Here is an 18,072-nt window from a genome sequence, read left to right on the forward strand (position 1 = left end):
TCCATTTCTATACATTAATCCGCCACTTTCCACTGGGCGCCTCCGGGACCGATTATCGAAATAGGATTAGGGCCGGGCCATTGGAGGACTGTTTTACTTTGGTTGCTGCCCGGGTCGACTTCATAAATTGTGCCGCTTTCATCTACAATAAATGTTTTTGTGCCGGTTTTTCCGTACGTTTCCGGATAGGCGACAAAGGCGAACCTGGTCTGGTTGGCGGCCGGGATACCGGCCACCATTTCCTGGTTATAGGATTCCCCGGCCTCATCCTCGGACATGGCCTCGAACAAATAGCCATATTTGGGCTGAACCTTGGCGCTGAGCCGTTGGGCTAATTTGCTATTCTCGAATATGCTGACATCGGCCGGAGAGGCATCGGCATTGGCCAGGTCAACGGAAATAAACTCGCATTTGGTCCGCCCGTCAGCTCGGAGCATCCGATACAGGCCGGAGACGTCATAGGTCCAATAATCCCGTATGCCATTGCCGTCCGCGTCCTGCTGGCGCCATAAGGCTTCGGCCGCAACTATTGCCCTGAGCGAGGCAACCGCGGATATCTCGTTGGCGGATATCCGGCTGCCCAGCAGGTCGGGCGCTAGCGCTTCCGACGAGAAAAGATTGTCCATTTCACCGGCTGATTTATCGATGCCCAGCTTTTGGGACTCCAATTCCTTTAGCACGCCGGTATGATATGTTTCCCTGGCGGCTTGACGGCCGGTCATCAGATTGGGAATGGCAATAGCGGCGATGAGGACGATGGGCATCAGCACAAAGGCCAATCCGCCCAGGACAATACCGGCAATGGCCTTGCCTTTGCCGGTCAGCAATCCCTTGGCGGCGTTAATCTTTACCAGGGCAATGATGCCGAAGATGATGGCCAGTAAAGAGGGAATGACTATCACGCACAGGATCAGGCCCGTGATGCCCAGGACCAAACTCCAGGTGGCGAATCCGCAGGATTGTGGTTTCGCGGCGGTATCGGTCTTTATCTCTTCCATAATAGAAATCTTCTCCTTTAAGCAAGAGTTCTGTTAATCAGTAACTCTCCCTAACCCTCCATTGCCTACCTCCGGGACCATATTCCTCACATGGGTTTATGCCGGGCCATTGGAGGACTGTTTTCTGGCTATCACTTCCGCAATCAGTGCAATAGATAGTGCCTTCCTGATTAACAATATAAGTGTTTACGCCGGTTGTCCCATATGTTGCCGGATAGGCGACAAAGGCGAACTTGGTCTGGTTGGCGGCGGGGATGCCGTCCACCATTTCCTGGCCATAGGGCTGCCCGTTTGACTCTAATTCCATCGCTCTGAATAAATAGCCGTTCTTAGGCATTGAGCTTAGTTCCGGTAAGTCTGTAATCCGGAAATATGTATTGCCGAAGACGTCTGACCGGGCCGGATTAATATCTGCTCTGGCCAAATCAATGGGTATGAAAGCAACCTCGGTGGCATTATCTGGGCGTAGCGCCCGGTAAAAGCAGGAGACATCATAGGTCCAATAATCCATTGCGCCATTGCCATCCGCGTCCTGCTGGCGCCATAAGGCTTCGGCAGAAGTCATCAATTTTAACGAGGCAGCAGCAGATGCCTCGTTGGCGGATATCCGGCCGCTCAGCAGATTGGGAATGGCAATAGCGGCCACGATGGCAATAAAGGGTATCATTACTACCCAAAGCCCGCCCAGGATGATACCGGCAATGGCCTTGCCTTTGCCGACCAGCAGACCCTTGCTGTTGCCGATTTTGACCAGGGCCACGATGCCGAAGATTACGGCTAGTATAGAGGGAATGATTAGCACGCACAGGACCAGGCCCGTGATGCCCAGGACCAAACTCCAGGTAGCCAGCCCGCAGGATTGTGGTTTCGCGGCGGTGTCGGTTGTTATCTCTCTCATAGATACCTCCTTCTTTAAATGGTGATTACCGGAATCGGCTTGGTAATACAGCCGAATTCATCCCCGAATCCCTCCAGGAAGACCAGAGAATAGGTTCTGAAGAAAACGGTTACCGGCAGGTAAAACACCTGAGATAAATAGTTAAATAAGATAATCAAGACAATAATGCCGACGGCGAAGAGCGCCCAGAAGGCGGGCCATTTTATAGCCAGGGCGGCAACCCCAATCAGGATTGCGCCCGGCATGGCCACGATACAGCAGAGCCCAAACATTGGGATGCACATGAGCATAAACGCTCCCAAGGTCAATCCTATTTTAAGAAGCAGATAAAGCAGGAACTGTATTTTATTAGCGCGGAGTATCCGGAGGAATATCTTCCAGGCCTCTATGATTCTTATCCGGCGCAGATACATTATCGGAACGACAAAATCAACAGCCAAGACGCCAATTATCGCCAGAATGATAATAAGGCTGATAAAAGCTATCCCCAGCGCTACAAACCCCAGTATAATCCACAGGGAAAAACCCTTAGCCAGTCCGGCAAATATCAGGAGAGTCACCGGGATACCGATGATTAACAGGATGCCCAGAAACGCGGATGGAGCAAATATTATCCGCCAGAGAAATAACGACCAGCCCGGAGCCCCGTTTTCTTTGTAGGCCTGCTTTATCATAACCTCCTTTTTTATCGTCCCATCGAGAAAGACAAAGGTGAACCTGGAGCCGAAATAGAGAAAGACCAGCCAGACAATAATAATAAGCAGGGCAATTAAGGCCCCGATAATAATAACCAGCGTCAGATTAGCCAGCACCCACTGGGACGCCTGGTTAAAGACGGGGTTTGATTCGGTGATTATCGCCCTGTCTCCTCTGTCGCCGGGCATATTGAAATTGAAGTTCGAGCCTTGGCCCGTTCCCAGCGCCATCAAAAAGGCCACCAGGCCGAACTTGAGCCATTTAACCAGTTTGAATGGCCTAAAGAGGACGGCAATCATATGCTTGAATGCCGGGGTAATCGCATCAATCACGGAGATGGTCGGCTGCCTGGTTGAGAAATCTGTCATATTTTGATTCAGGCGCTGAATTTCTTCCCGGCCTCAAAGGCATCCTTGAGCGCGGTCGGGTGTTCTCTTATGGCGCCCTTGATATCGACCTTATTATATACCAATTCGCCCGAATAGTCTACATTAATTGCCTTAAAGAAATATTTGATGGTCAGGATGGTGCCGGTAAAGAGATGCTCGCCCTTGGTGCCGCCGGTGGAGATGAAGAAGCCCTTTCTTGTGATTTGAGATTTGGGATTCGTGATTTTAAGTATGTATTTGCGGGCCCAGAGGGCCTGGCAGCGGTCGATGATTATCTTTACCTGGGCCGGGACGTTGTAGAAGAATATTGGCGCGGCCAGGATTACCGCATCAGCTTTCAGTAATTGTTCGTAAAGGGTATTCATCTCATCCTGAATGGCGCAGTTACCGGTCTTGAGGCAGGTATTGTATTCCTGGCAGGGGGTAATCTTGAGGTCGCGGATGAATATCTTTTGTATCTGAATTTTCGGGGCGGCAGACAGGGCGCCCTTGAGGAATTCGTCCAGCAGGATATCAGTGTTACCACCCTGGCGCGGACTTCCATAAAGGGCTAAGAGGAGCATAAATGTTAGGCGTTGAGCGTTTTGCGTAGAGCGTGAAGCGCAGGACGCATAACGCATGGCTTATAGACGCAGATTATCCGCATTCGGAATAGGCGCAGGCGTGGCAGACCACGCAGCCCTCTTCGTAAGACAGTGTGCCGCCGCAGTCCGGACAGGCGCCTTTGTGCATCACCGTGGTCGAGCGGGCTTTTTTACCTGAGTTCTCAGCCGTAGCCGCGGTTTTTGGGACAGCGGTTTTGGTCTCGGCCTCCGGCATCATGGCTGGCGGCGCGATAGTTGCCGAACCCTCCAGGCAATATTCCAGGGCCTTGCTGATGGCGTCGGCACAGGAGAGAATCTTGCCGTTCTTGCCCCAGGCGACCGAATGGCAGGAAATACCTTTTAGCTGCTTGGTTATTTCTTTTACATCGGCGCCGCTGCGCAGAGAGAATGAAATCAGGCGCGAGATGGCCTCGGATTGCGAGGCCGCGCAGCCGCCGGCCTTGCCCATGGTGCTGAATAATTCAAAGGGCTTGTTGTCCTGGCCGTAGTTGACGGTGACATATAAACTGCCGCAGCCGGTCTTTATCTTGCGGGTGAATCCGTAGGTCATTTCCGGCCGGGGACGCGGGGCGATGCTGAACGGGGTTTCCGCCTCTTCAATCGGCTTGTCTTTGGCCGGCGCCTTCTTTTCCGTGGTCAGGACCTGTTCGCTCCGGCAGCCGTCGCGGTAAACCGTGACGCCCTTGCAGTTGGTCCGGTAGGCCGTGAAATACGCCTCGGTGATATCCTCGCGGGTAGCCGTATGTGGGAAATTAACGGTTTTGGAAACGGCGTTGTCGGTATATTTCTGGAATGCGGCCTGCATCTTAATATGCCATTCGGGCGAAACGTCGTGGGCCGTGACAAAGGCCTTACGGATATTTTCCGGGATGTCGGTCATGGACTGGATGCTGTTATGAGCCGCGATATTCTTTATCAGTTCCTCGGAATACCAGCCGTCGCGCTTGGCGATTTTCTCGAATATTGGATGGACCTCGACCAGTTTGGCGCCGTCCATGACGTTGCGGGTGAAACAAACGGCAAAAAGCGGTTCGATGCCGCTGGAGGCGCCGGCAATGATACTGATGGTGCCGGTCGGGGCAATGGTGGTGGTGGTGGCGTTTCTCAAGAGCGGCCCGCCCGGACGGTCATAGACGCTTTTCTTAAAATTGGGGAAGGCGCCGCGCTCCTCGGCAATCTTCTGCGAGGCGCGCTTTGATTCCAGCGAGATGAATTTCATTACCTCTTCGGCGGTTTCCAGGCCCGGTTCGGAATTATAGGGGATGCCCAGTTGGATGAGCAGGTCGGCGAAACCCATGATGCCCAGCCCGATTTTGCGGTTGCCCTTGGTCATCTTTTCTATTTCCGGCAACAGATAACAATTGGCTTCAATGACATTATCCAGGAAACGGACCGATAGGTGCACGGTCCTCCTTAATTTTTCCCAGTCGATGGCCGGCTTGGTGACGCTCTGGGTCATCATTTTGCCGAGATTAATCGAGCCGAGGTTGCAGGATTCGTAGGGCAGCAACGGCTGCTCGCCGCAAGGATTGGTGCTTTCAATGGCGCCGATGTGCGGCGTGGGATTCCCTTTGTTCAGGCGGTCGATAAAGACGATGCCCGGCTCGCCCGATGCCCAGGAGGTGCTGACAATCAGGTCGAAGACCTTGCGGGCCTTGAGTCGTCCGGCCGGTTTCTTACTCCGGGGATTTATCAGGTCGTAGTCCTCGTTGCGTTCGGCCCGGCGCATGAACTCCTCGGTGATGCCGACCGAGATATTGAAATTAGTCAGCGCCTTTTCGTTGGTCTTGCAGGTGATGAATTCAATGATATCCGGGTGATCGTGGTTCAGGATGGCCATATTGGCCCCGCGCCTGAACCCGCCCTGGTTGATGGCTTCGGTGGCCTCGTTGAATACCTTCATAAACGATATCGGACCGCTAGACAGTCCGTGCGAGGTGGAGACCCGGTCGTTTCGGGGTCTGATATTGGTGAAAGAAAATCCGGTGCCACCGCCGCTCTTGTGAATCCGGGCCGCATTCTTGACGGTTTCGAAGATACTGTCGATGGAATCGCCCACCGGCATGACAAAACAGGCGGAAAGCTGCTGGAGTTCCCGTCCGGCGTTCATCAGGGTGGGTGAATTGGGCATAAATTCCAGGTGGGCCATCATTTCGTAGAAGGACTTTTCCCATTTGCGCACATCCGCCTTCTCGGAGAACGATTTTTCTATGGAGGCGATGTTCAGCGCCACCCGTTCGAGCATCCCCTTGGGCGTTTCCACGCTCTTGCCATTGGCATCTTTCCTGAGATAGCGCTTTTCCAGGATGAGCAGGGCGTTAGACGTGAACTCCGGCTCAATCAGGTTCTCTAACGGCTTGGTTTCAGGGGTTTTGAGGTCGCTGAGATTGAATATTTCGGTTTCGTGCCCGATGCTGGATTGTTTGGTCTTTGCCATAAACCCACCCGTTACCCTTCTGCAAACGGATTAACAGATTCCACTGAAGACAGCACGATGCAAAAAACTGTTTTGACGACAGTTGAATCGGTTAAAGCCGTTTACTGAACAAATTACTAATTATTGATTAAGGTTTATATACAACTTATTGTATCGAGGCGTATTCTAATACTATAAATTGTAATGTCAAGAGAAATTTTAGATTTTATGAAAATTATTTTGGCGGAATGCCGGTAGGCGAGAAATTTTCTTTCCGGACGGGTTCTTTTAAGGATTGCTCAGCGCTATTTTTAGTGCAATCGCAGGCGTTTGGCCCGGAATTTTCACCGGTTTCAGGCGGCGAGACCGTTTCTATCTTCGGAGAAATAAATTTTACCAGATTATAGTGAAGCGCCAGATAAAGTCCGCCGCCGGTTAGTACCACATCGACAAACCGGTAGACCAGCAAGTACGACGCTGCATCTGCCGCATTAATTCCCACGATGGCAAAGATGCCCATCTGTCCGCCTTCAAACACCCCGATGCAGGCCGGGGTGATGTGGAACACCAGGAGTATCTGGGAAAAGGTGAATATCACGGCTATTTCGGTCAGCGAGAAGATATTTTGGTGATAAAGAAAGTAGAAAAATATCACCGGCCTGAGGATGGCCGCGATAATGGACGAAAAGTTGAACAGAAAAGCAATCAGGCTCGCCTTCCAGTCATGTTTGAAGGCCATGAAGATAAGTTCCTCGGTATTGATTATCTTTGGGATGATTTTTTCTATCTTTTTAGTTAGGATTCCTCTTCTGGCAATCCAGGCGGCGATGTGGGAGAAGATTGGGCTGTTCCGGATAATGCTTCTCAGCGCCATCAGGACGATGATTCCCAGAAAGATATCCACGGCCAAGAGCATGGTCCACATCCATTTGGCCAGCTGTAGTTCTTTCGCCTCCAGGATCATCACCAGCGTGCCGGCGTAGATGAACAGAATCAAACTGGCTAATTCCTGGAACTTGGAAAATATCGCCGTAGAAAAAACCTTAGTTTTGGAGATGTCGTAAGCGGTTCCGATATAATGGGCCTTAACCGGCTCGCCGCCCAGATACATGGAAGGCGTGATAAAGCCGATGGCATTGCCGATTAGCTGCCCGATGGTTGCATGCAGGAATTTTATTTTTATATTATGTGAGCGCAGAATCAAATACCAGCCGATGACGGTAACCACCAAGCCGGCGATTGACACGCCCATAAACAAGGAGACCCCGACGAATCCTATTTTCCGGAAATTATCAACCACCTTGTCAAAATCTACCAGGGAAAAGATTATGATAATGGCGGCAATCGCCAGGATAATCAGTAGCGTGTATAATAAACCATGTTTCATTCTGTTTCTTTACTTCTGTGGAAAAGTATAGAGACAATAGAGAAAACAACAATGACAGTAACAATAATAATTTCCTGATAATCAATCAGGCCCGGAACGATATCAGAAGGCAACCTGATATACCCTGATTTTTTGGCCAGGAATGAAAATATGCCGTTCGGAAATCTTCGGAGCAGGAAATACAGGACCAACGGATAAATCAGGAGGCGCAGGACGCGGGTAATTTCATTGCCTGATGAGACAAGCACGGCCCAGGAAAATCTCTTGCCAACCGAAGGGTAGCGCTTGAAGATGAGCGGTATAAACCTCGGCACCTTCTGGATATATACCGGATAATCGTTGGGGAAGAGTTCTGTTAGGTGCGTCTCCTCTTTTTTCATCCGGCGGTAATAAATGAAATAAGCGAGGACAATGTAGGCGGCAAATATTATCGGGTTGGCGCCGACCGAGCAGATACCCATGTCTATCAGGAGGTTAGCCAGATAAAACGGATGGCGGATAAAGCGGTAAGGGCCCCAGACGGTCAGCTGGCTATTGCGGACCAGGCAGCCGATTGCCCAGATGTGGAGCAGCATTCCTATAAAGATAAAACTGAAGCCGATAAGAAGAGAAGTAAAATTAGCCGTTCCGAATAAGAGAACCAGGAGTATGGTGAACCTTCTTAACCAAGCGCGTCCTTTTAGCTTCATATAGGAAAGCATTATATATTTCCACGGGGCCAAGCCAAGAAAACGGCGATAAATATTTTGTTACCGGGCATTGAATATGTTTAGGATATCCTCGGGCTGGGTATTCTTGGTTACGGAAACCCCGATTATTTTTGCTCCCGCGGAATGATAATATTCAAGGAGTCCCACAGTCCGCTGATTGAACAAGGCGATTTTATTTTGGACCGAGGTTGCATTGTCATCAGTTCGTCCTGTTCGGTCTCCTCCGCTGTTGCTTCTGATTCTTGCCCGGACCACTTCGGGTGTGCAGATTAGATGAATTACCGTCTTAATATCCAGAATTGAAGCAATGTCTCTGGCTTGGTCGAGGTGTCTGGGCAGGCCGTTAAGGATAATCAATTCGTCGGCGCCGATATGATTGCGTTCGATAAATCGGTCAAGTATTTTCCACGCCAGGTAGAAATGCTCGTTTCCCAGAAGAGCGCCGCTGGCCAGAACTTTATTAATGAAATCAATTTCTTCCGCTGTAAATTTATTATCAGCGTTCTTAGTTTTGGAGATTGCCCGGAGATTCTTGCCGAAGTCAAAATGATAACATTTCCGACCACCGACCCCTTTCTTTTCCAAAAGAGCACCCAGGGGTGTTTTACCTGAGCCGGTTGGGCCAAGAATGAGAATGGCTTTATTTAAAATCATAACTCAATCGCTTGATAATAATAGTGGCATAGGCGCCGCGGGGCAGTTGTAATTCCATAGTTACTTTTAATCGCTTGCCTTTGGCGAGTTCATCATTTTCTACGCCTTTTATGGATAGTGTTTCAGGGAAAATAATTGCCTTGCGTTCTCCCCTTCTGAAATAGGTTTTTTCCATTCCGCGGGTCCGGAAATCGTTCTGGGCGATGCCTTCTTCTTTGAGAATCTCGGAGAAAACAGCGGATATTGTTTCGTCAGGGAATATGGTTTTATGGGTCATAAACGGGATGGATAATTCCTTCAATATTTTGAGGGTATCATCGTTCAGTGATTGGTAAAATATGAATTCGCCCAGTAGATAGGGCATTTTAACGATGTCTCTGTTCTTTTTCTGTGACGCTTCGAGATGTTTTAAAAGCAACCGGTTTAACCCCTTATTCCAGATGAAACTCTGGTAAGAATGCAGGAAAAGCAAAACCAAGTTAGGATTCATCAATTCAAATGCCTGTCTGAAATTGAATGGATGCATGACCAGGTAGTTAATAATGCTTCGTTCTGATGAGCGGTCCAGCGATTCAAAGCATTTTTTCCAATCGCCCCAGTTCTCGGCGATAGCTTGGCGGGTTTTCCGGACGAGGCTGCGGTCTTCTTTTGAGGTGGCGGTCAGCGCGGTTTTCAGGGCGCCTTCATAATCGCGCTTAATTAACTGCTTGGCCGGGAATTCATTGCCGCCCCTGACCGACCCGAATCTTTGTTCGTCAAAATAGTTTGATACGCCATATTGGTTTATTTCCTTAATGCGTTCCTGAATCTTTTCGGTGTCGCTTTTGGATAAATCTCTCAGGACAATGGTAAAATGATTAGCGGAAAGCGAATCCGGCCTGATGGGCTGATCGGATTGCCCCAGGTATTTCAGGCCGATGGAGTGATGCTGTAAGTCCTTCATCGGCCCGCGGCAGATGGATATCAGTTGTTCGGTCTGGGCGTGACGGTCCTTGAGGGCGCCGGTGGATAACAGGGGGCGTCTGATATTCCATAGCTGGAGGATCAGGTTAATTGCCTCCAGGGTGCCGACCGACGTCTTGCTCAGCCGGTAAACTGAATGCAGGCCATCTTTAACCGGTGTATAATCGCTGACCTCGCGGACGATAAAATCGTTGGGCGTCTGTTTTACTTTCATTTTTTTAGTCAGCGTTATGAACGAATAAATAACTTGCGGCTACTTATCGGCAGGGATAAATAACTCGAACCGTTCTTTTTTTACCTTGCAGATAGGGCAGGTTTCGGGCGGTTCTTCCCGGGCGCAGAGATACCCGCAGACCTTACAGCGCCAGACCGGTAAGGGCAGGCTGGAAACGGTATTATCCATAGGCTTCAGTTCCTTCTTCGCTTTTTGCTCCGGCACCGGGCGCCGCTCGGGTATGGAGGTTGCCTTCTTCTCACCCCGGGCTACCCGGCCCGAAACATAAAGGCAGCAATAACAGGCGTCATAGTCATTCAAGTCCGCATCGCGGTAATCGCAGGGGCAGATGATATCTAGGTCTTGGTCCTTCTTGCCCGAAGCCAGCCGGCAAGGACAAGCCCAGTAGCCGTAACGGTTCTCGTTTACCAGCAATCCTTTAATTAAGCTTTTGGTAAACTCCAAATCGGGGTTGAGATTGTAACCGCTTTGTTTTGCCTCGCGATTTAACTTTTCATATACCCGCTGGATTTCCTCATCGGTGATGTTAATCATTTTCCTAATTCAGTTTTTATTTCATCCTCGGCAAACCCCACGATGCATTTCTTTTCATTGATGACCATGGTTGGAAAAGAGCAGGATGGATTCCATTTTTTTATGGTATCGACCGTCTTGGATTTCTCAGACTCTCCCAGCAGGTCAACATCCACATAGGAATACTCTACGCCGAGCTGGCCGAGCAAATCCTTGACCTTCCGGCACCAGATACAGGTGCTTAAGGTATACAACATTACTTTGCCTTTATTTTTCCCATCAATATGTTTTATTTCCATAAAACCTCCAAGTTTAAATATTAGAGTATTAATCTAACAAAGACATATCGATTAGTCAATTCTTTTATCAACCAGGCGCGATTAAATCCATCCGGGTTAATTCATCCATAATATTTGTTACCTCTTCCTTGGTCTTGGCCCGGAATGTCTTTTCTCTTAACGGCCTGATGCCGGGGATTCTTTTGGTGTACCAGTAAAAGAACTTGCGGAAAACAACCACGCCAATCCGCTCGCCGTGGAAGTCGCATAATAGTTCGAAATGTTTATGCATTGTTTTAATCAAGTCATCAAGTGAATGCTGCGGCGCAGTTGCGCCATCCTTGAAAAACTGAGCGACCTGCGGAAATATCCAGGGGTTACCCAAGGCGCCCCGGGCAATGGCCACCGCGTCACAGCCGGTTTCGTCGAACATCTTTTTGACCAGTTCCGGCGAAAATGCATCTCCGCTGCCTACTACCGGTATCTGCACCGACTCTTTAACCTTACGGATGATATTGTAATCCACCTTGCCCCGATAGCTTTGAGCCCTGGTCCGGCCGTGGATAAAAATGGTTTTTACGCCGGCGTCTTCAGCCAGCCGGGCGATATCCACGGCATTGACTGAATTCTCATCCCAGCCCGAGCGTATCTTGACCGAGGCCGCCAATCTTGATTCCTTGACAATAATCTGGAGCAGCGCATGGAGTTTTTTGGGGTCCTTGAGCAGCGCCGCGCCTTCGCCCCGGTTGACGGCTTTTCTGACCGGACAGGCCGCATTAAAATCCAATGCCGCAAAATCAGATTGGTTTATTATTTCTATTGCCTGCCGGATAAAGACCGGGTCAGCCCCGAGCAGCTGCACGCCGAGCGGCTTATCCTCCGGGACTGAGGCAATCAGCTTGAGGGTCTTTTTGCTTTTGTAGGCCAGGGCCCGGGCGCTGACCATCTCGGCAAAAGCGAACTCGCAGCCGAACGAGCGGGTAATCAGCCGGAAGGGCAGGTCGCTTACCCCGGCCATCGGCGCCAGGAGAATCGGCGGAGAAAGGGTTACTTTTCCGAGTTTGAACATACGTAATTATTTCTTACCTTGCCCCGCGCCAGCGAGGCAAAGACGCCGACAAAACAGATTATCGCAAAGACCAGGAAGGCGGTTTTCATGCAGGACAGGAACATCGGATAATATTCAGGCGTGATTTCGACCCGCCCTAAATATAAGGCAAAAAGCAGGGTGACCACGCCTAAGCTGAACATCTGGCCTAGCAGCCGCATCGTGCCTAACATAGCCGAGGCAATGCCGTAGGTTTTTCGGTCCACCGAACTCATTACCGCATTTGTATTAGGCGATGAGAACAAGGCAAAACCTGAGCCCAGGATAACCAGGCAGGCGACGATGAATATCAGGTTGCTGGCGCCATTGAGGAAAGACAGCAGGAACAGTCCGGCCACGGTAAGCGCCATGCCGATTGACGAGACCATCCGCGGTTCAATCCGGTCCGAGAGCATCCCGGCAAACGGCGAGAACGCTGTCATGATAATGGGTTGGGCTATCAGGACCATTCCGGCCGATGCGGGACTGAAACCCCGGATGTATTGGAGATATAAACTCAGGAGAAAACCCACGCCAAAGGTGGCGCTGTAGTTTATCAGGGCGGCCAGATTGGAGAAGATAAAGACGGTATTATTTCGGAATATGGCGATGTTAAGAATCGGATGCTGGATTCTTATCTCGCGCCTGACGAATAATACGGATAATAATACGCTGGAGGCAATAAACGCCGCTCCGGCGATTCCGGGCAGGAGCGAGAATCCGTACATCAACGATATAAGCATCAAACCATAGACGACAGATCCGATAAAATCAAAACGCTCGCCTTTTGCGTCCGTCCATTCGCCCGATATTTTCCAGAGCGCCAAGACCAGGATTATCAGGCAGAGCGGTATGTTAATCAGGAATATGGCGCGCCAGTCGAGATGCTGGGTGATAAGCCCGCCCAGGGGCGGGCCTAACGAAAGCCCAAGATAAACCGCCGCCACGCTGATGCCCAGGACCTTTCCTCTTTGCTCTTTGGGAAATACCGAGGTCAGGATGGCCAGGGCAGTGGCCGAAAACATGGCGCTGCCGATGCCCTGCAGGGCGCGCGAAGCAATGAGCATCGCGGCGGATACGGAAAATCCGGCCAGGGTCGAGCCGAGCGTATAAATGATTATCCCGAGTATGAATATCCGCTTGCGGCCGTGGATGTCGGCGATTCGGCCGAATGGAATGAGACATACGGCCACCGAGAGGATAAAGGCCGTGGCTACCCAACTGAGCAGGATAGCATCGAGATTGAATTCCTTTCCGATAGAAGGCAGGGCAATATTGATGGACGAGCCCATAAAAGGCATCAGGAATGCCGCTAAAAGGGTGATCAGCAGGATAGACCATCTGTTGGCCGAAATTTCATTTTCCATAAGCATTAAATAAATAGGGTATTTGTCCTTGGGTGTGAGTAATCAGCCATTGTGTCTCACAGGGATTTTACAATTTTCTTAAATAGTGCGCCGCGTTCGGCGAAGTTACGAAACATATCAAAGCTGGCGCAGGCCGGTGACAGCAAAACCGTATCCCCGGTCTTGGCGATTCGTTTGGCTAAGAGCACCGTTTCCAGAAGATAGCCTGCTTTTAATATAACTGTATTATCCTGAAGACAGCCAGAGCCGTATTTTAATAAGGCACTTTCAATCTTATCCGCCGTGGCGCCTATCAGGATAACGCTTTTGACGCGCCGGTGACTGCGAATGATTGTCTTGGCTAATTCGTCAAAAGGCAGAAGCTTGTCATAACCGCCCAGGATGAGATGAAGATTGCCGGATACCGCGTTGATGGCGCCGATGGTCGAGACCGGATTGGTGGCAATCGAATCGTTATAATATCTCACGTTGTTTACCTCAGCCACGAATTCCAGCCGGTGTTCCACGCCCGGGAACGTCCTGATGACCTGGGCCAGATGAGCCGTCGGTATATTAAAGATTCCGGCCGCAGCCAGGGCGGCTGAGATATTTTCACGATTAAAATTGCCCAGCAATCTGGTATCGGAGGTGTCGCAGATAGCGCGCCTGGAGCCATTGGCCGAGATATAGAATTTGTTATTATGGATAAATACTCCGCCGTAAGAATGTTTGCGGCGGCTGAAATATAATATCTTGCCGTCTGATTCTTTTACCCATTGCCGGACTTCCCAGTCATCGAGATTCAGGACGGCGTAATCGGATTTGGCCTGATGGCGCAGGATGGATTTCTTGGCATTAATATAATTGCGCATTGTTTTGTGCCGGTCAAGGTGATTAATCGATATATTGGTAACCACGCTGATATGGGGTGACTTTCGGATGCGACTGAGGTCTTCCAGCTGGAAACTGGAGAGTTCTAGGACAACGATATTGTTTCTGCCAATCCGGTCGGTCTTTTCCAGCAGTGAATCCTTGCCGACATTGCCGCCCAGCCAGATTTTCCGCTTTGTGCCCTTGAGCATCTCGGCAATCAGATACGCCGTAGTGGTCTTGCCGTTACTGCCGGTCACGCCGATAATCGGCGCCAGGCAGAGCTGGAAAAAGAGATTGCTTTCCGTCTCCAGCCGGACGCGGTTCTTCTTGGCCAGCGCCAGATAAGGCGAATCAGGCGGCACAGCCGGATTGACCACGACCAAATCCGCCTTGGTGAAATCCTTGGTCCGATGCCCGCCCAGATGATAGCTGATGCCTTTTAGGTCTGCCAGCGCCTGAAGCGATTCTTGTAGTTCGGATGGTTTTCTGATATCTGTAACAGTTATTTTGGCGCCGGATTTATGGAGCCAGCGGGTGACGCCCACGCCTCCGCCGAAGAGCCCCAGGCCCATTACGGTAACGCGCTTGCCTTTGAATATATTTGCAGTTAAATTCATTTAGCCCTTCTTCAGATGATGGCCTACGGTATCTATAATTGCCTGGCGATACTTTTCATCTATGGCCAGGAATTCAATCCTGGTGTTATAAACCGCCAGCTTGCCCATCGGCGATGATTCGATCACTCGTCCGATAATCTCCACCGGTTCGCGCGCCGAGGGCACCCGGACCTTTAGGATAAGTCTGGCATCGGTCTGGAATTGAATACTGGTGGTTATGGCCATTCCGCCGATACTTAAGTTCTTGGTCTGGGATATATCCAGTGCGTCCTGGCGTTCCAGCGGGCAATACGATACCACAAAGTGCGTATTGACGCGGGGGAACTTCCTTTTTTCGGCCGATGAACTGCCCATTTATTTCTTGTCCTGCTTCGCCCCGTCTTCTTTCAGCTTTTCCTCTAAGTGGTCTTTAAGGCGTTCCATTCTTTCTAATGATTTTTTGATATCGGTCTTGCCCTGTTTTTCCAGGATGAAATAGAACGAGTGGTTGTCCACAAAAGGATAAGGGATAAGGAGCATCATAATATCAAGCGGAAAAATCTGGAATATCGGGGCGCTGACTGGGATGATGGATTTATAGGTCTGGTAGCCGTCTTTTTCCAGCAGCACTTCGCGCTTGCCGTAGAAGGTGAAAGGCACCGAAAGCGGCGTAATGCCTTTATCCTGTCCGTCCAGCGTGACCTTTGCGCCGGCCGGTTCTGAGGTAATCAGAATCCGGTGCTCGGCGCAACTCACCAGCAGGATTGATAGAATAATTAAACCAATTAATCGCATTTTCTCATTAACTCCCCGATTTTCTTATAGTCAGGATAAAACTCCTCCGCTTTAATAAGGAGTTCCTTGGCCCGGGATTTATTGCTCAATTCTAAATAAATCTCCGCCTGAGAGCAATAAAAATCAGCCAATACCTTGTTGCGTTCGCCGGAGGTCGTCCTCATGGTCAGCCGGATGGCCATATCGTATTCCCGCAATGCGGCGTCAGGTTGTTTCTGGGCGCGGTATCCTTTGGCTAGGTAATTATGTAGCTGGATGCTCTCCGGTTCCAGATAGACCGCGTCTTGCAGGAGCGCTACCAGTTTATCGTACTGCTTCAGCGAAACGTAGTGTTTGGCCAGCTTCATCCGGTTGGTGAAATCCAAGTGATTAATCTTGATTAACTCCTCTATCTCGGCATACATCTGGTCTGTCTGTTTTTGTTCTTCATAAATGGAAATCAGGTAGTGGTAGGGGCTGAAACCCGCTTTGGCATAATGCGGAAAGTATTGCTTGGCCTTTATGAATTCGGCAATCGCCTCATTAGTCTTGTTGCGCTTGTATAACTCCCGGGCATTGTTGAACGTCTTCTCGAACTCCTTGAAATTGATGCCCTTGAGAAACTCATTGTTAAAATAGTCGAAGAACTCCTTATCAAATCCTTCCACGTTTTTATCCAGGCATTCCTTGAAAATCGTTTCGGTATCCTTACCCGCGCCCCAGCCTTTAAGCATCTTGATAATCGTTTCCATCCCGTATTTATGGTGGAGGTATTCTATGATGACCGAACTCAGGTAATAAGAATGGGTTACGTCGGCGTCCCGGCGGTCCACGAAATCAGTCAGGTGTTTGAGCTTGTTCTCCGAGATGGCCTTGACTAGGTCGTCCTCAATCTCCTCGCCCCAGGCCGGGTTATAGAGTTTCTCGGCATAGACCGAGCAGCCCTCGGTGAACCAGCGCGGCACGCGGAACCGGCTCATTTGCAGGGTGATGATGTGCATAAATTCGTGCACCGTAATAGAGCCCCAGTGGAAACGCTCGGCCATCTGTTCCTGGGCCTTGGGCGATAAAACCAGGAAGGTTTGGGCAAAGCACACCCCGCGCGCCGCGATAAATCCCGGAAAGCCCATCAGCCGGACCGAGAAATCATTGTGGTTCGGAAAGGCCTCAACCAGCAACGGCGTTATCGGCTTGTATTGATAGAGCGTGGTGAACTTATCATAGGCGTCCTCCAGCAACTCCGGCATATACGGCTCCAACAGGAAGCGCTCGTCCTTGTGCATCTTAATCTCAAAATCCCCGGTCTTGACTATCTCAAACTCATCCCGGAGCGCATCCAGGACCTTGAGCATATTGTGGACCTTGACGTTGAACGGGTCGCGGGCAAAGGCCTCGCCCAATAATTTTCGGCCTTGCATTTCATAGTCTGGACCGAGGTGCATATAATTGAATCCGGTGGCAGTCCGGGCGTCCCAGAGATGCCCGTCCAGGGTCAGCGCCTTTTCATAGAATCCGGTTGCCTCCATATAAAACAGTCGCCGGTCTAAATTATCTCCGATAATCAGATAGAACAACGCCGGATTCCTGTTCACCTCCAGGATTGCCCGGCATTCCTTGTCAAACTCCGGCATCTTGTTGGTGAGATAATAAATGCTGGCCCTGGTAGCCCGGTATGAGACCGAATTAGGGTTAATGGACAGGGATTTATTAACGGTATCAAGCGCGTTGGAAAACTGCTCGTTCATCAATTGGACCGTAGCCAGGAGATTATAGGCTTCAGCCTGGACTGAAAGAAGGGGTAATACGGTTGATACGGTAGAGGATGTGGCTCCTGTTTTGTCGTCAGGCGGGGATGATAAACTCAGAGCCATATTGATATTATAAAGATTCTTTTCCCGGTCCCAGATGGCAAAATAGGTCTTGGCCAGGCCGAGATATGCCTCGGCCGAAGACGGATTTGTCTTCGAAGTGTCGGTGAAGCACCCGGCCGCGGCCGGCAGGTCGCCCTTCTCCAGATAGCAATTGCCCCAGAACGTATAGAGCGCCGAGCGTAATGATGGTTCTGTTGCCGATTTCTCTATCTGAGGCAGTAAATCACGTACCACCTTCTGGAAAATATCCTTATCGCCCTGGCGCGTGGCATACAGCCAGGTGCCCTGGGCCAGCCAGAGCAGTTCCTGGGGTTTGAGTTTAGATGATGCTGATTCGGTTATGGCCGGAAAATACTCCAGCAGTGTTTCTGCCTTCTGGTATTCTCCGGTCTCCAGATAGAGATGGCTCAGGACCAGGCGGGTGAAGAGGTTGTCAGGCAATCTGGTCAGGACTTTTTGAGCATCACTGATGGCTTTTCGGTATTCGCCCTTGATGGCTGAGGCAATGAAATCGTCAGTATCTTCTGCGTGAGAAAAGAGAGGATTCACCACAAAGGCACAAAGGACACAAAGAGGAAATAAGTATTTCATTTGTCTGAAAATAGAACGGAGGGAGTGAGATTTGAACTCACGGTCCACCATAAGGCAGACACCCGCTTTCGAGGCGGGCCCTTTCAACCACTCAGGCATCCCTCCGTGTTTAAGGCCGCCGCTTTTTAGAGCCAGTTAGACCTATGGTCGTTACTGGCTCTTATCCCGATTACTCATCGGGGCAACCACTCA

Annotated in this window: 17 protein-coding genes and 1 tRNA gene; all 18 read right to left on the reverse strand. The window is 50.3% G+C overall.

Going from position 1 to position 18,072, the window contains the following annotated elements:
- Window positions 1–14: 14 nt before the first annotated feature.
- The 18 genes from HZA49_08400 to HZA49_08485 all read right to left on the reverse strand — a co-directional run bounded on the left by HZA49_08400 (window position 15) and on the right by HZA49_08485 (window position 17,985).
- On the reverse strand, window positions 15–998 hold the full coding sequence (locus HZA49_08400) for a DUF2950 family protein (protein MBI5779461.1): 984 nt from the start codon (window positions 996–998) through the stop codon (window positions 15–17).
- A 37-nt stretch (window positions 999–1,035) separates the two neighbouring features.
- Complete coding sequence (locus tag HZA49_08405) at window positions 1,036–1,896, reverse strand: DUF2950 family protein (GenBank protein ID MBI5779462.1); 861 nt, start codon at window positions 1,894–1,896, stop codon at window positions 1,036–1,038.
- 14 nt (window positions 1,897–1,910) lie between these two features.
- Entirely contained in the window at window positions 1,911–2,960 is a 1,050-nt protein-coding gene (locus HZA49_08410; GenBank protein ID MBI5779463.1) for a hypothetical protein, read from the reverse strand.
- Between the two features lie 8 nt (window positions 2,961–2,968).
- Window positions 2,969–3,544 (reverse strand): flavodoxin family protein, encoded by a 576-nt coding sequence (locus HZA49_08415; protein MBI5779464.1) that lies wholly within the window; start codon window positions 3,542–3,544, stop codon window positions 2,969–2,971.
- Between the two features lie 73 nt (window positions 3,545–3,617).
- Window positions 3,618–6,023 carry a vitamin B12-dependent ribonucleotide reductase gene (locus HZA49_08420; GenBank protein ID MBI5779465.1) on the reverse strand — a complete coding sequence of 802 codons (2,406 nt, stop codon included), beginning with the start codon at window positions 6,021–6,023 and terminating at the stop codon, window positions 3,618–3,620.
- A gap of 214 nt (window positions 6,024–6,237) precedes the next feature.
- On the reverse strand, window positions 6,238–7,389 hold the full coding sequence (locus tag HZA49_08425) for a flippase-like domain-containing protein (GenBank protein ID MBI5779466.1): 1,152 nt from the start codon (window positions 7,387–7,389) through the stop codon (window positions 6,238–6,240).
- A complete protein-coding gene (locus HZA49_08430; GenBank protein MBI5779467.1) occupies window positions 7,386–8,078 on the reverse strand; it encodes an isoprenylcysteine carboxylmethyltransferase family protein in 693 nt (230 codons plus the stop codon). The genes HZA49_08425 and HZA49_08430 overlap by 4 nt, the downstream gene beginning before the upstream one ends.
- Before the next feature lie 60 nt (window positions 8,079–8,138).
- A complete protein-coding gene (locus HZA49_08435) occupies window positions 8,139–8,753 on the reverse strand; it encodes a nucleoside monophosphate kinase (protein MBI5779468.1) in 615 nt (204 codons plus the stop codon).
- The gene (gene truD, locus HZA49_08440) at window positions 8,740–9,930 is read right to left on the reverse strand and encodes a tRNA pseudouridine(13) synthase TruD (protein MBI5779469.1); all 1,191 of its coding nucleotides are present in this window, start codon (window positions 9,928–9,930) and stop codon (window positions 8,740–8,742) included. The genes HZA49_08435 and truD overlap by 14 nt, the downstream gene beginning before the upstream one ends.
- A gap of 39 nt (window positions 9,931–9,969) precedes the next feature.
- On the reverse strand, window positions 9,970–10,485 hold the full coding sequence (locus HZA49_08445; protein ID MBI5779470.1) for a ferredoxin:glutaredoxin reductase: 516 nt from the start codon (window positions 10,483–10,485) through the stop codon (window positions 9,970–9,972).
- Window positions 10,482–10,763 carry a glutaredoxin family protein gene (locus tag HZA49_08450; GenBank protein MBI5779471.1) on the reverse strand — a complete coding sequence of 94 codons (282 nt, stop codon included), beginning with the start codon at window positions 10,761–10,763 and terminating at the stop codon, window positions 10,482–10,484. Before HZA49_08450 ends, HZA49_08445 begins: the two co-directional genes overlap by 4 nt.
- Window positions 10,764–10,830: 67 nt before the next feature.
- A complete protein-coding gene (gene dusB, locus HZA49_08455; protein ID MBI5779472.1) occupies window positions 10,831–11,811 on the reverse strand; it encodes a tRNA dihydrouridine synthase DusB in 981 nt (326 codons plus the stop codon).
- The gene (locus tag HZA49_08460) at window positions 11,790–13,196 is read right to left on the reverse strand and encodes an MFS transporter (protein ID MBI5779473.1); all 1,407 of its coding nucleotides are present in this window, start codon (window positions 13,194–13,196) and stop codon (window positions 11,790–11,792) included. The genes dusB and HZA49_08460 overlap by 22 nt, the downstream gene beginning before the upstream one ends.
- A 56-nt stretch (window positions 13,197–13,252) precedes the next feature.
- The gene (gene murD, locus HZA49_08465) at window positions 13,253–14,665 is read right to left on the reverse strand and encodes a UDP-N-acetylmuramoyl-L-alanine--D-glutamate ligase (GenBank protein MBI5779474.1); all 1,413 of its coding nucleotides are present in this window, start codon (window positions 14,663–14,665) and stop codon (window positions 13,253–13,255) included.
- Entirely contained in the window at window positions 14,666–15,019 is a 354-nt protein-coding gene (locus tag HZA49_08470; protein MBI5779475.1) for a PilZ domain-containing protein, read from the reverse strand.
- Window positions 15,020–15,439, reverse strand: a complete 420-nt coding sequence (locus HZA49_08475) for a PEGA domain-containing protein (protein MBI5779476.1) — start codon at window positions 15,437–15,439, stop codon at window positions 15,020–15,022.
- Window positions 15,430–17,880, reverse strand: a complete 2,451-nt coding sequence (locus HZA49_08480) for a hypothetical protein (protein MBI5779477.1) — start codon at window positions 17,878–17,880, stop codon at window positions 15,430–15,432. The genes HZA49_08475 and HZA49_08480 overlap by 10 nt, the downstream gene beginning before the upstream one ends.
- A 16-nt stretch (window positions 17,881–17,896) precedes the next feature.
- A tRNA-Ser gene (locus HZA49_08485) sits at window positions 17,897–17,985 on the reverse strand.
- Between the last annotated feature and the right edge of the window lie 87 nt (window positions 17,986–18,072).

The organism is Planctomycetota bacterium (genome assembly GCA_016235865.1).
In the GTDB taxonomy this organism is placed as follows: Bacteria; Planctomycetota; MHYJ01; order JACQXL01; family JACQXL01; genus JACRIK01.

Bases quoted from the DNA above. Each gene is read 5' to 3' on its own strand.
- truD (MBI5779469.1), bottom strand. From the start codon at position 9,930: ATGAAAGTAAAACAGACGCCCAACGATTTTATCGTCCGCGAGGTCAGC.
- HZA49_08400 (MBI5779461.1), bottom strand. From the start codon at position 998: ATGGAAGAGATAAAGACCGATACCGCCGCGAAACCACAATCCTGCGGA.
- HZA49_08435 (MBI5779468.1), bottom strand. From the start codon at position 8,753: ATGATTTTAAATAAAGCCATTCTCATTCTTGGCCCAACCGGCTCAGGT.
- HZA49_08425 (MBI5779466.1), bottom strand. From the start codon at position 7,389: ATGAAACATGGTTTATTATACACGCTACTGATTATCCTGGCGATTGCC.
- HZA49_08445 (MBI5779470.1), bottom strand. From the start codon at position 10,485: ATGATTAACATCACCGATGAGGAAATCCAGCGGGTATATGAAAAGTTA.
- HZA49_08405 (MBI5779462.1), bottom strand. From the start codon at position 1,896: ATGAGAGAGATAACAACCGACACCGCCGCGAAACCACAATCCTGCGGG.
- HZA49_08430 (MBI5779467.1), bottom strand. From the start codon at position 8,078: ATGAAGCTAAAAGGACGCGCTTGGTTAAGAAGGTTCACCATACTCCTG.
- HZA49_08415 (MBI5779464.1), bottom strand. From the start codon at position 3,544: ATGCTCCTCTTAGCCCTTTATGGAAGTCCGCGCCAGGGTGGTAACACT.
- dusB (MBI5779472.1), bottom strand. From the start codon at position 11,811: ATGTTCAAACTCGGAAAAGTAACCCTTTCTCCGCCGATTCTCCTGGCG.
- HZA49_08475 (MBI5779476.1), bottom strand. From the start codon at position 15,439: ATGCGATTAATTGGTTTAATTATTCTATCAATCCTGCTGGTGAGTTGC.
- murD (MBI5779474.1), bottom strand. From the start codon at position 14,665: ATGAATTTAACTGCAAATATATTCAAAGGCAAGCGCGTTACCGTAATG.
- HZA49_08450 (MBI5779471.1), bottom strand. From the start codon at position 10,763: ATGGAAATAAAACATATTGATGGGAAAAATAAAGGCAAAGTAATGTTG.
- HZA49_08470 (MBI5779475.1), bottom strand. From the start codon at position 15,019: ATGGGCAGTTCATCGGCCGAAAAAAGGAAGTTCCCCCGCGTCAATACG.
- HZA49_08420 (MBI5779465.1), bottom strand. From the start codon at position 6,023: ATGGCAAAGACCAAACAATCCAGCATCGGGCACGAAACCGAAATATTC.
- HZA49_08410 (MBI5779463.1), bottom strand. From the start codon at position 2,960: ATGACAGATTTCTCAACCAGGCAGCCGACCATCTCCGTGATTGATGCG.
- HZA49_08460 (MBI5779473.1), bottom strand. From the start codon at position 13,196: ATGGAAAATGAAATTTCGGCCAACAGATGGTCTATCCTGCTGATCACC.
- HZA49_08480 (MBI5779477.1), bottom strand. From the start codon at position 17,880: ATGAAATACTTATTTCCTCTTTGTGTCCTTTGTGCCTTTGTGGTGAAT.